This is a genomic window from Paenibacillus sp. J31P13, assembly GCF_056269295.1.
In genome coordinates this window covers 145,523-158,575 of record NZ_JBWDNR010000001.1, presented here as the reverse complement: position 1 = coordinate 158,575, position 13,053 = coordinate 145,523, and the positions used below count along the sequence as shown (strand labels likewise).

General features: G+C 46.5%; 8 protein-coding genes. 3 read left to right on the top strand and 5 right to left on the bottom strand.

Translation table 11 applies throughout. The features are described 5' to 3' along the window. The first annotated feature begins 165 nt into the window (after positions 1 to 165). Positions 166 to 1,065, top strand: coding sequence for an AraC family transcriptional regulator (locus AC0YOD_RS00540; protein ID WP_475797307.1), 900 nt, complete (start codon positions 166 to 168; stop codon positions 1,063 to 1,065). Positions 1,066 to 1,170: 105 nt separating this feature from the next. On the opposite strand, the gene AC0YOD_RS00535 is transcribed toward AC0YOD_RS00540, so the two are convergent. Both AC0YOD_RS00535 and AC0YOD_RS00530 read right to left on the bottom strand, forming a co-directional pair. Further along, positions 1,171 to 2,571: an alanine/glycine:cation symporter family protein gene (locus tag AC0YOD_RS00535; protein ID WP_475797306.1), complete on the bottom strand. Its 1,401-nt coding sequence runs from the start codon at positions 2,569 to 2,571 to the stop codon at positions 1,171 to 1,173. A 309-nt stretch (positions 2,572 to 2,880) separates the two neighbouring features. Then, the gene (locus AC0YOD_RS00530) at positions 2,881 to 6,303 is read right to left on the bottom strand and encodes a glycoside hydrolase family 2 TIM barrel-domain containing protein (protein ID WP_475797305.1); all 3,423 of its coding nucleotides are present in this window, start codon (positions 6,301 to 6,303) and stop codon (positions 2,881 to 2,883) included. A 425-nt stretch (positions 6,304 to 6,728) separates the two neighbouring features. Here AC0YOD_RS00530 and AC0YOD_RS00525 point away from each other — a divergent pair, with 425 nt between their 5' ends. After that, a complete protein-coding gene (locus AC0YOD_RS00525; protein ID WP_475797304.1) occupies positions 6,729 to 7,520 on the top strand; it encodes a Nif3-like dinuclear metal center hexameric protein in 792 nt (263 codons plus the stop codon). Positions 7,521 to 7,571: 51 nt separating this feature from the next. After that, complete coding sequence (locus tag AC0YOD_RS00520; protein WP_475797303.1) at positions 7,572 to 8,633, top strand: NAD(P)-dependent alcohol dehydrogenase; 1,062 nt, start codon at positions 7,572 to 7,574, stop codon at positions 8,631 to 8,633. Between the two features lie 308 nt (positions 8,634 to 8,941). Here the strand turns inward: AC0YOD_RS00520 and AC0YOD_RS00515 are convergent, their stop codons facing one another. The 3 genes from AC0YOD_RS00515 to AC0YOD_RS00505 are packed head-to-tail and all read right to left on the bottom strand — an operon-like array spanning position 8,942 to position 13,047. Beyond that, a complete protein-coding gene (locus AC0YOD_RS00515) occupies positions 8,942 to 10,756 on the bottom strand; it encodes an alpha-L-fucosidase (protein ID WP_475797302.1) in 1,815 nt (604 codons plus the stop codon). A 45-nt stretch (positions 10,757 to 10,801) separates the two neighbouring features. Beyond that, positions 10,802 to 11,968 carry a glycoside hydrolase family 88 protein gene (locus tag AC0YOD_RS00510; protein WP_475797301.1) on the bottom strand — a complete coding sequence of 389 codons (1,167 nt, stop codon included), beginning with the start codon at positions 11,966 to 11,968 and terminating at the stop codon, positions 10,802 to 10,804. 47 nt (positions 11,969 to 12,015) lie between these two features. Then, complete coding sequence (locus tag AC0YOD_RS00505) at positions 12,016 to 13,047, bottom strand: glycoside hydrolase family protein (protein ID WP_475797300.1); 1,032 nt, start codon at positions 13,045 to 13,047, stop codon at positions 12,016 to 12,018. Positions 13,048 to 13,053: the final 6 nt, after the last annotated feature.

Here is a 13,053-nt window from a genome sequence, read left to right as displayed (position 1 = left end):
CGTTATTCTCTAACTACCAACACATTATAGCTAATCCTCTAACTAGCTTGAATAGGCCAAAGCGACATCTATACACATAAAAGTGTCGTAATTACGCAGTTTTGACTTGCACATAAAGATGTTTGGCCATACGATAGGCTTAAGCTTTCATGAAGGAGGTCGCTAATGAATTTCCCTTCCATCCACATGGATCATATGAACATCAAAGTATGGCTTGGCCAGCTTAAACTAAACATTCTCTACGTTAAATTCGGCTACTTTTATCAATCTATTCAGACGCACACGCACAGCAACAAAAGCTACGAGCTACATTTTGTCCCGCATGGCCAGGGTACCCTTATCGCCAACGGTGTAAGCTACCCTATTTATGCTAATACGTTGTTCATGACGGGCCCGGGAATTGCACATGAGCAAATTACAAATCCGGAAGCTCCAATGGCTGAATACTGTATATGCTTTGAAATACTGAGAGAAAACGAGAATCCCAAATCACGCTCATCTACTGAAGAACAAGATTATTTCAAAATTGCTGAACGATTAATTCATACAAACTTTTGGATCGGGCAGGACTCTCAGGATATGTTGCCTTTATTCCTCCAGCTTGCAGAAGAAACCTCTCTCCAATATATAGGTTATTTCAAGATGGTTCAGAGAATCATTGAACAGCTTATCATTAAGCTAATACGCAATTATACGAGCAACCAGCGCTCTATTCACCCTATTCCTCTAAAAACGCTGGATGACAATCGGCTCGTTATTATCGAGAATTGCTTTCTGGGCAACTATGCAACCGTTACACTACAGGATCTTGCCACTCGTCTTGGCTTAAGTATACGGCAAACCGAGAGAACGATAAAAAACCGTTATGGAATTACGTTTTCACAGAAGCGAACAGAAGCAAGAATGAGCGCCGCCGCCTATTATCTAACCACGACAAAACGATCTATCAGTGATATCACACAATTAGTCGGCTTCGCTACACCCGAGCATTTCTGTCAAACCTTCAAAAAAATACATAAGCAAACACCCAGCTCCTATCGTAAGAGCTATTGCAATTCGCTTTAATTACGGTTAACTTATAATCTTCAGTCATACAAATAAAGGAGCATCCTACAAGTCACTAATCATGACTCATCGGATGCTCCCTATTCCTTTTATTGCATCTATTTGCTAGCCTTTGTCATCCCAGCACTCAACGTCATCCAAGCCTTTGACATTGCTCTTCACGAAACGCGGGTCAAGACCAGCTTTCTTCTGCTTCATATAATCGCGCAGCACATCAAACGCGACTCGAGATAATAGAGTGATTGCTATGAGATTGACCACTACCATCAGCCCCATGAACAAATCCGCCAAATCCCAGACAAGCTGTACTTGTGCAACGGATCCGAAGATAACCATTGCCAGTACAGATATACGATATAACCATAACCAGGCTTTATTAGTATTCAGAAACTCAATATTTGTTTCCCCATAATAATAATTTCCCATCAGCGTACTGAAGGCGAATAGGAAGACCATTATAGCAAGGAATCCCGATGCCCATGAACCCATGTGTACACTTAGTGCTGCTTGTGTGAGCTCAATTCCGCCTATACCCTGCTGGTCATACACCCCTGAGAGCAAAATAATAAATGCGGTACTCGTACAGATCACTAAGGTATCGAAAAGCACACCTAATGCTTGAATCAATCCTTGCTTCGCTGGATGGCTGGTCGTTGCGGTAGCAGCAGCATTTGGTGCACTACCCATACCTGCCTCGTTAGAGAATAGTCCTCGCTTCACACCGTGCATAAGTGCTGCCCCGAGCGAACCCCCTGCTACTTGTTCAATTCCGAATGCGTTCTTCACAATCAGAGCAAGTACAGCCGGCATATCCGTTATATTCAAAATAACAATAATTAGAGCCACACCAATATAGATAACCGCTAATACAACGACAATGTATTCGGAAAGCTTGGCAATTCGTTTGACACCGCCAAAAATGATAACAGCAAATATCGCCGTCATAATCAATCCCAGTGCGAGACGGTTCGTTCCGAAAGAGTTCTCAAAAGCAATCGTAATCGTATTCGACTGCACGGCATTAAATACAAGACCGAAAGACAACGTAATTAAGATAGCAAATAAAGCTCCCATCCACCGCTTCTTCAAGCCCGCTTGCATATAATAAGCAGGGCCGCCGCGGAAGCTGTCCCCATCTTTGATCTTGTAGACCTGTGCGAGTGTGCTCTCTACAAAGCTCGAGGCGGAACCTATTATGGCGATTATCCACATCCAGAACACGGCTCCAGGTCCACCTAACGCGATAGCAATAGCGATACCTGTAATATTTCCCGTTCCCACACGAGCCGCCATACTAATGCAGAACGCCTGAAAAGGAGAGATACTGCCGCGGGGACCACTGTTAGACTCAAATAACAAGCGGAACATTTCTTTTATCATTCGTACTTGCAGGAATTTCGATCGGAAGGTGAAATAAAGACCAATTGCAATAAGCATAATAATTAATAATTTAGACCAAAGAAAATCATTTAAACCGCCAACTAAATTATGTATGATATGTTCCATCTGCTACCCTCTCGCTGCTGTTCTTAGAATCAATTCAAAAGCTAGACATCCTCATTTCAGAGAAAAACCAAATTAAGTTCACCTATTTCTATCGTTTTGTAAAAAAGGGCGTCTAAACCACGAGGTTTTATTATAATAACTCACCTCAATAAAAGCAAACAAACCGCTCAAGAACAGCCTTGAGCGGTTTATTTCATATAGGAGCAGCCTCTCCCATGGTGAATGTTTCAAATTCAAGAATCCTTTTCCATTGTGGTATTGAATTCTAGAGATATCTGTGCAATCTTGCCTATTTCTGCTCCAAATCTTCTATCTTTCAAAGCGGAACCAACTGAAGTTAAACCGGCTTCCCGGCAGGAATATGAAGGTTACTTTTTGCACTCCTGTTATTCTATCTAAGGAAAATACCCGCTCCTCGTATCCTTCTGTTCTGGTAAATTCGATCAGTTGATTGCTTTCGCCTTCCCCATTCGAGAAACGGATATGAATGGTATTCTGATTGATAGGCGAATGGCCGCAAACAACCAACCTGGTTACACCTTCGCTCGTAAAATCCATTTCCTCATACTCCAGCGAAACGTTATTCCCTATTTCTTCCACATTAGATCCTTGAATGGCAAACGTATCCCCGTAAATGTGGTCGCATTCCGCTGCATAATTCAGTTCCAAGGCTCTATTCATAAGCTTGAAATAGAATCCTTTGATATGCAGTTTCTTTTGAACGACAAAACAAATCGAAGCGATGCCGCGAATTCTTCGCGACAAGCGATACGTTTCTTCCTGATACACATTCCATTTAGATGGTTTCTCATAGATGTCGTCTACCAGCAGTTCACTGCCCATTTCATCCGGCATACCTTCCCAAATCTGAATGGAATAGGGCTCGCTTGTTAAGGCGAAGATCGGGATCATAATCAGATCAGAGCCATAAGAGCCAAAGTCGATGTCACGAAAGCCTACTTGGGTTTCGCTGTCTCTGCTTGTCGCTACTCCTCTTTCATTTCCGTTCCCAACTTCTCCTTTGCTATAATCATACAGGCCAGCCGATATGAGTTCATATGGATTCTTATAAGCTGTTCCCAGCCCAACGGCCTTGCATTCTAGTTGTGAGATGATCTTCGTCTTATCACTGCCATTTTTACTCATGCAGCGAATTCTGAATTCCCCATCACCGATAGCCGTAATCTTCACCGTTTGACCCTGTGCCTCTACTTTAGCGATATTGGAAACGATGCCCGTATCGTTCACAACACTCCATTCTACTTCTTCATATGATGCGTCTTCCGGATATAATCTTGCTCGCATAATCATTTCTAGGTTAGCTTCATTAAATACTTGTCCCGCATCGCTTATGATTTCAATCTTACGAAGCGGTATTTCCTCCAAGCTTCCCATGACACAAGGCAGCTCCTGATTTCTTATATTTGCAGCTCTTCCCTTTGAGACGCCATTCATTGACTTAATAGACTCTAGTTCCAGAACAAGACTTTCCATACTAGAAGAAGAAACTTCAATTCGAACCATGCCAGGTTCTGTCGTCGCCCCAATGATGGCCATCAGTTTTCCGCTGAACAGTCTTCTGCTTAATCCTTTGTACGGATCATAGTCCGTACTGTCGCCATTATCCAGACCTATCAAACGTCCTGCACCCGTTACTTCTACATGGACACGATTATTGGCATTCTCTACGGAATGACCCTCTTCATCCTCCATCGTAATTTCTAAAAAGATCAGATCCGTACCATTTGCTGTAAGGTTCTCCTTGTCCGTTTGCAAACAAATACGCTTTGCATCCCCAAAGGATCTTCTTATATCTTCCGCAATCACTTTGCCAGATTCATTGTAAGCGATCGCCTTGAGTTCTCCTTTTGCAAAAGGGATCTTCCACCAGCCGGTAAGCTCCGTTCCATGCTGATGATCGATATGATGAGTCCCAATCGTAACCCCGTTAAACTGTAATTCGATTACAGGCGCATTCGAACAAACTCGAACATCGATCAATTGATCCCTATTAAAATCCCAGTAAGGGAAAATATGAATCATCGGTTTGGTCTTATAATTGGTCCAGGCTGCTTGATAGATGTAATAAGAGTCCTTCTTAAAGGTAGCCGTATCAATCTGGCCAAAATAAGCGTTTTTCGTATGATAAGGAGTAGGCTCACCGATATAATCGAATCCAGTCCAAATAAATTGGCCGAGCGAGAACGGCGCATCCCTTTCTGCAATAATACATGCCTCTGCAGACTTTGCTCCCCAGCTCGTCGAGCTATTCCCCAAAGCAGAGCACTGTTCGTCGTCATCGGCAAGAATGGATTTGTCGAATGGGAAGTGATAGATCCCTCTGCTTTGAACAACCGATGCCGTCTCGCTTCCATAAATGATCCAATCTGGATGCTCCTCATGATGCTTGTGGTAATATTTCTCAGCATAATTATATCCTGCAACCTTCACGATATCCGCACACTTCTGAGCGTTCTCCCAAGGCATATAATTTGAGCCGATGGTCACTTTGGCATTCCCTTTGGGATCATATTTCAGCACTTCATCCATCAGCATTCTCGTTAACACTTGTCCTCTTTCATCGGCATGGGTATCATAAATCTCGTTCCCAATTCCCCATAACAATAAGCTTGGATGGTTACGATCCCGCATGACCCAGCCCTTCACGTCAGCATGAGCCCATTCCTTGAAGAACCTTGCGTAATCGTATGGCGTCTTTGGTCGTTCCCACATATCGAAGGCTTCTGATACAATCAGAAAACCCATTTCATCAGCCAAATCCATAAGCTCCGTTGCAGGCATATTATGAGCCGTTCGTATCGCGTTAACTCCCATTTCCTTCAGAATTAGGAATCTTCTTCTCAGTGCCTCTATGTTAAACGCCGCACCAAGTGCACCAAAATCATGATGCTCGCAAACGCCGTTTAGCTTCATTTTTATTCCGTTTAGACTAAAACCTTGCTGAGGGTCAAGTCCTATTTCTCGGAATCCAATCCGCTGCGTATTGGTTTCTATGACTTCCCCTGCTCCCGCCTGCAGTTCCGTTACAAGCTCATACAATTGAGGATTATCTGTGCTCCATAACAATGGATTTTGTACAGACAGGCTTATCCGGTGGTGTGAAGGTGAATAGAACTCCGCTTTAACCTTGTCGGCTGCGCTAACAATAACCTGATCCTTGTATAAAATCGTATGCTTAATTTGGGCGTCCTGCCCAAGGATAAGCTCCGACTCGATCTCTACCTGCCAGCCATCATCAGCCCGTTTCATGCTTATATAAATGCCATCCGTCACAATATGACTGCGATTTCTTGTCTTCAACCATACATTCCGATATATTCCTGCTCCCGAGTACCATCTGCTATTCGGGCTTTGATGCACGACCTTCACGAGTATTTCATTGTCACCGTCTACAATGGCCTCTGTTATTTCGTGCTCGAAGGAGGAATACCCATATTTCCATTCTCCTATAAACCGACCGTTGACATATACGGATGAATCCATATAAACCCCATCGAAACAGAGTAGAAGCTGCTCCTCATCCTTCGTGCAAGCAAATCTCTTTCGATACCAGCCAATGCTGTTCTCATAAAGATCTAATGTATTGTAAATCAGCCAATCATGAGGGATATCAACCGATTCGAAGCTCAAGGAAGCGATTTCCTCCCATTGGGCCTCCAGGCTGCTTTTGGCAAATTCCCATCCATCATTAAATAATGTTTTAGTATTCATAGTCGTTTCATCCCTTCAATGCCCTAACTAATACGCCCTTCACGAATTACCTTTTGCAGGAACGGGTACAGCATTAGAATCGGGTTTATCATAGCGCATGTTTAGAAAAGTAAAGTACTGAACTCGTATTCAACCATTTTGTCTTTTACAGATACACGATAGCGCTTACAATGAGTAGGATAATGAATTAACTTTATAGGATGTTATTTATTCTTGCTGCATTGCATACTCTACACTTTTAACCATTTTATGTACGTCTCTATTCTACTATATCATGATTTAAGCGGAAATTTGGAAGCACGTCAATCTGCAAGTTAAAACAAGTCTACATGATCAAATGCATCTACTTCCTTGAAAGGAGTATGCTTCCGAATATCGAAGAGTAATAGAGATGGGATATACACAATCAGAGAGGAATATGACCCTTGACGCTAACCATTAAGAATGTGATTGATTCGCTGCATGCCTCCATCCAAACGATCGAGAATTCAGTCGATGGTTTGGAGAGTGGCAGTCCTGATACTGAAGTGCTCGGCATTGCAACAACGTTTATGGCAACACAGGAGATCATTGAACAAGCCGTTTCCTTGGGCGTGAACTTGCTTATATCCCATGAAGCTATTGGTTACAGTCATCGCATGATGAATGATCTACTGGGCAGCGATCCGGTATATCTGCATAAGAAAAACCGTCTAGAGCAAACAGGCCTCGCTGTCTACCGACACCATGACTATTGCCATAGGTCAGAGCCAGATCCCATTATGATGGGCTTGATTCAAGCTTTAAAATGGCAAGATTGCGTCGAAGAAATGCGGCCAACGGCGGCAGTGCTCCGTATACCTCAGATGCGTGCGCTTGAAGTGGGAGAATACGTCAAATCACAGCTTTCCATCCCTTATGTGCGAATCGCGGGTGATCCTCATATGACTTGCAGTCGTATCGGGATCCTTGTGGGCTACAGAGGGGGAGGCGAGAATGCGATTCCACTCTTTCGCGATAAAGTCGATTTGATAATCGCTGGCGAGGGTCCTGAATGGGAAACGCCAGAATATGCGAGGGATTCTTCGTATCAGGGCATCTCAAAATCACTGCTCGTATTGGGGCACGCAGAGAGCGAAGAGCCTGGTATGCGTTATTTAGCTGAAAGGCTGCGAGAAACATACCCTGAGCTGCCCATTCACTTTTTACCGGTCAATCCGGTTTTTCAGCTGTTGTAAGTACGAATTCGGCTGTGAAAAATAATCTTTTTTCTAAAGGAGCGAATACGAATGAAGTCAGGCAAAATGAATGCAGCTATAATGGACAAGCCGTTATCCATTGCAGTCGAGCAGGTGGATATTCCTATTCCGGGAGATCACGAGGCGTTGGTTAAGGTTTACTGCATCGGTGTATGCGGTTCCGATGTTCATTACTATGAGCATGGTCAAATCGGAAGATATATCGTGAAGGAGCCAATTATTCTCGGACACGAGCTTGCGGGTGAAGTTGTACAGGTCGGCAAAGCGGTCACCCGTTTATCGCCGGGCGACCGTGTAGCGGTTGAGCCGGGAGTAGCATGCGGTCGCTGCGATTATTGCAAATCAGGGCGTTACAATCTATGCCCGGATGTAGCCTTCCTCGCGACTCCGCCTGTTAATGGGGCTTGGGCAGAATTTATTGTTATGCCGGAGGATTATCTGTACAAGCTTCCAGATTCAATGAGCTATGAGACAGGAGCGCTGCTGGAGCCTTTCTCAGTTGGATTTCACGCGATGCAGCGCGGCAGCGCGAAGCCGTTTGATCGCTTGCTGATTACGGGACTCGGTCCAATTGGATTACTCGTCGGACAGGCAGCTAAGCTGTTCGGCATAACCGAAATCTATGGAACGGATACGGTCGCTTTTCGGAGGGAGCTTGCCATGGAAATGGGCTTTACAGCGGTGTTCGACCCTGCAAAGGATGAGATTGGCGAGAAGCTTAATGAGCTTACCGAAGGTGCGGGTATTACGCTCATCGTGGAGTCTTCGGGCAATGCCAGAGCGATGGCTGACTCGGTGAAGCTGGTCAAGCGAGGCGGTCGAATCGTATTTGTCGGACTGCCTTCAGCCGACACCGTGCCAATGGACATGGCCAGTCTAATTGACGGCGAGATCGACACCTATGGGGTATTCCGATATGCCAATACTTATCCAGCAGCAATTCAGGCTTTGCAGCGATCCGCTGTTGACCTCGAGTCCATTATTACGCACAGGTACGCGCTTACAGATATTAAGGAAGCCGTGGAGACAGCTCGAACAAGTAAGGATACCAGCATTAAAGTTATGATATATCCGAATTTTGTTAGTGAATAGAGGAACAAAAGACTGCCTCCCGATCGAGCTAACTGACCGGGAGGCAGCCATGATAAACTGTCAAAATGACTACTTTTATGAGAGGATCTCTCTCCTTTTCTATTTTAATTGTTACCGATCAATCCTGCTCGCCCGATTAGCCAGTGGCTTAAAGGGCTTTCATAAGTGCTCATTCGTAAAATAGGATTAAGGCAAAAAAAAAGAGGGCAACCATTATATCACGTTCTTTGGCTACCCTCTAGATATGACCAAGCACTCCGTGTTTATCGGATCTTGTGTGCTTGCAACGATATTTAGTCCTGTATTGCTCATACTTGCAGCAGTTTTAAACATCTAGGCTGCATCAAATAGGTCCCTGTAATTTGTTCTGCCTGAAGAAGAATCGTATACTCTCCTGCTGCAGGAAAATGCAGTTCCCCAACGTTAAATGCTTGGAAACCATGGGATCCTCCGGTAGACTGCACTTCAGCTTGCAGCGTTTGTCCTGCTGCCTTGATTAGGTATGCTCCACCGCCGCCATTCTCTCCTTCTTCGCTGCGATATTCGATACTAACCTGAAATCTCGCCGGTCCTAATGTACGGACCTTCCAAACCGCAGCATCCTCCTGTTCCCTCCAATCCAGCAGATTATCTCGGTCTTTTTTCCCCGTATCATAACGGAGTGAAGAGCCGGAGATTTCGCTTTCAAATACCCCAAGCTCATGCAAGGTATGTTCTCCCGAATGCAGCAGACGGATCGGATTACCCTCTACCTTGCCTGCGCAGACGACTGCGATGACAAGCGGCTTGGCGTTAGAAGATTCGCTAGAGTCTGTTAAGGCAGGGAGTTCTACTTCCAGATCCTGATCGGATACCTGTAAAAAAGCCAACTCCTTGCCGCCATCCAGCGCAAACACACTCTGAACGCTGGACTTCAAGCCGGGAATGATCAGTTTTCGCCCTGCTGGGCGATCGAAGACATGCAGATACAGCGTGTTTTCTTTCAGGGTGCACCTTCCCCAGAAAGGTCTGGCTGTGGGCGCCGCTCCGGCACCGTAAATGCTGTCGCCATTGGTATTCAACCAGCTGCCGATTTCAAGCAAAATCGACTCCGATACCGGATCCCATTCGCCTGTCGCCATCGGGCCGATATTGATGACTAGATTTCCGTTTTTACTCACGACATCGGCGATCTGCTGGATAATCGCTACCGGGGATTTCCAGTTGTGATCGGATTTTTTATACCCCCACGAGTCGTTCAACGTAATAATATTTTCCCAATCCTGCCTGATGGTGCGAGTCGCAAGCTGGTTATCGGATGTATTGGAATAGTCTCCGAGCGGGGCTTTCCATACCCTGCTGTTGACCAAGCAATCTGGCTGAAGCTCGTAAACGGACGCCAAAAACTGCTCTCCCTGCTCCTGTGTCAGCTTGCCTCCGCAATCAAACCACATGAGACCAACCTTTCCGTAGTCCGTTAGCAGCTCGCGGACTTGAGGGATCGATTTGTTCTGCAAATAGCTTTCAAAGCGCATTCGTTTACCCGCATCTTGTATCCATGTTTCTACTTCGTCATAGGCGCCAATATTCTCTGGATAATCCCAGGTATTCCCCTGGGAGCCCGGATCATGCCAATCCATGGCATGGGAGTAGTAAATACCGAGCACCATCCCTTCTGCTCGACATGCATCCGCCAGTTCGCTAAGCGGGTCTCTCCCAAATGCGTTGTGGTTGGTGATCGAATAACCGGATACCTTAGAGTCGTACATCGCATAGCCGTCGTGATGCTTGGCTGTAAAGATGATATATTTCATACCTGCCCGCTTCGCCGTTTGCACCCACTTCACCGCATCAAAGGCTGACGGATGAAAGCCTCTCGCCATTTCCTCATATTCGGCAATCGGGACCCGGGCGCGAAGCATAATATGCTCGCTGTATGACGCCTGTATTTCTTTCCCCTTCCACTCTCCGGCAGGCAGGGCATATGGTCCCCAGTGAATGAACAAGCCCAGCCGCGCCTGTCGCCACCACTCCATGCGCTGGTTTTGTTCGTCGTCTAGCGGCGGTACTTCGTCCGTTCCTATATTAAATGGATCATCGAGCAAATTTTCCGTATCCGCTTTTGCTTGATTCCGTTTGTTCATCATTTATCTCCATTTCCTACATTAGACTTCCTTGACGTATAGTCCCTACCACATCTGCAAAGAGGATCCCCTGAGCTTGGATACGGCCTCGACGAAGAAAAAATCACCATAAATCAGCGGCGTATCGATATGCACGCCTCCAGGCAGATTGGAAGTGCCGGATAGGATCATCCCTTCTTCTCCCGGAAGGTCCCAGGTACCATAATGCTCATGAAGGGAGCGAATGATTTGTTCTGCGGCACGGAGATACAAGGAGGCTTCCGCCTGCGGTACGATCTTTGCCAGCTCGATCAAGCCGCATGCTGCACAAGCGCCAGCCGAAGTGTCACGCGGCTTTCCGCCCCCTTCCGATGCCCTGAAATCCCAGTGTGGCACCTTGTCTTCCGGAAGATTTGCAAGAAAGAAATGAGCTGCTCTTTTGGCTCCCGTCAGGAATCGATCATCTCCGGTATAGTGATAAGACAAGACAAGTCCATAAATCATCCAAGCGCTGCCTCTTGCCCAAGCGGATTCTTCCGCATAACCTTGACCTGACATGGCGCCTATTCTTTCTCCCGATTCTGAGTCGAAATTTAGAATATGATAACTGGAGCCGTCTGGACGAAGAAAATATTCCAATACCGTCTCCGCATGCGCTGAGGCGATATGCCGGAACCGCGGATCCTCCGTAACTTCCGATGCCCAGTATAGCAACGGCAGGTTCATTACCGTATCTATGATAGACCAGCCAGACCGGTTCACCTGCTCCGTGTCATGCCAGGCTCTAATAAATTTCCCCTTCAAATTAAAACGGCTTGCCAATTGAGCGGCTGCCATCAGCCCGCGCTGCTTGGAGCGCTCATTGCCGGTCACGCGGTAATTCGCCACAGCCGAGAGCGTCCAGATAAAACCGGCATCATGATGAACGGCGAGAGCATACAACGGTTCATCCAGTTTTTCCTCAATTTGCTCGGCGATCTGCTGCAGCGATGCATGGTTCCCGTCAGCAGCAATCTGCCACAAAATACCTGGCCAGAACCCTGCGGTCCACCATGATGGGCGCATGTTGTCGTATACCCCGTTGACAGAAGCATGTGGAAAGCTGACGCCAATCCGCTTGCTGGTCTGTTCAACCTTATTCACAATTTGCTGCCATGCTCGTTCAGCCCATTCCTGCATGGAATCCGGCACTTCTAGTTCGCTAACTTGTTGCTTGGATACTGTCTCTCTCATATGATTTCCTCCTATTTATGTGAATGATGATGATGAGATATCCTTTTTCAGGGCATTGTATTTAGCGGAATAACCATATTCCAAGTATTTTTCGCATTTCGGAATCCTCCGGACCCATCCGCTACTGCTCCGAATAGATGAGTCGGAACCCCTTCCTGAAACAGCAGGAATGGCCGCTCGAAGCTGCCCATCCACTGCTCTGTGCCATCCTCCCAGCGAACCAGTCGAGAATACGACTTGGTGGATTCCGCTATACACCAATCAGTTCCATCTTTGGAGACAGCAAGTATTCCGCCATGCTTTTCACCGCATACACGGCCGTCCATATCCTTGGCAATCATTTTATATCCATCTGAGGTCCGCCAGATGTACGGGTCCTCAATGTGTAATTGTTCCGGTGGAAAGAGTGGTGCTTCATTAGTGACGCGATACGGTCCTTCATAACCAATGGACTCTGCAACCCCGAGAGTCATCTGTCCATAAGTATTCCTTTCGTATTTGCGAGCTTTATACGTTAGCAGCACGGAGCCGTCTTCGCGAATACACGGAGCAGGGTTAGACGTTAGAAAACTGTCGAACTTGCCAGGCCGCGTAGGCAGAATAGGCGCGTCAAGTCTCTTCCATGGCCCATAGACGCTATCGGCAACAGCTAACCCGACTCGTTTATTGGCACGAGCGGCAATAACACGGTAGTCATTCTCTTCCAATGTCTCACCGGGCTTTCGTTCAGCGAAAGGATGAGTTGTACCCATATAATAAAGCAGATATTTATCTCCATAACTAAGAATATGCGGATTATGGGTGCTTAGCCCGTCCCAGTATTCCGCCCCCCGCGCAGGAAACACCGTTTCCTCATACGTATAGGGACCTTCCGGGGTATCGGACGAAGCGCGGACAATCTCCGACCTTAGCAGCCATCCCGGGTGCATCGGCAGCCACTTTGGCCAGCGGGATGCGAACATATGAAAGCGACCGTCCTCCCCGAGCACAACCGACCCGCACCATACCCACCAGTCCTCCATGCGGAATCCTCCGTTCATGGGAGCAGGCAGCATCCGATCCATCAGTGAAAAAGTCATTCCCTC

Excerpts from the sequence above, each read along its gene's own strand:
- AC0YOD_RS00535 (WP_475797306.1), bottom strand. The coding sequence starts at position 2,571 with ATGGAACATATCATACATAATTTAGTTGGCGGTTTAAATGATTTTCTT.
- AC0YOD_RS00520 (WP_475797303.1), top strand. The coding sequence starts at position 7,572 with ATGAAGTCAGGCAAAATGAATGCAGCTATAATGGACAAGCCGTTATCC.
- AC0YOD_RS00505 (WP_475797300.1), bottom strand. The coding sequence starts at position 13,047 with ATGACTTTTTCACTGATGGATCGGATGCTGCCTGCTCCCATGAACGGA.
- AC0YOD_RS00530 (WP_475797305.1), bottom strand. The coding sequence starts at position 6,303 with ATGAATACTAAAACATTATTTAATGATGGATGGGAATTTGCCAAAAGC.
- AC0YOD_RS00540 (WP_475797307.1), top strand. The coding sequence starts at position 166 with ATGAATTTCCCTTCCATCCACATGGATCATATGAACATCAAAGTATGG.
- AC0YOD_RS00510 (WP_475797301.1), bottom strand. The coding sequence starts at position 11,968 with ATGAGAGAGACAGTATCCAAGCAACAAGTTAGCGAACTAGAAGTGCCG.
- AC0YOD_RS00515 (WP_475797302.1), bottom strand. The coding sequence starts at position 10,756 with ATGAACAAACGGAATCAAGCAAAAGCGGATACGGAAAATTTGCTCGAT.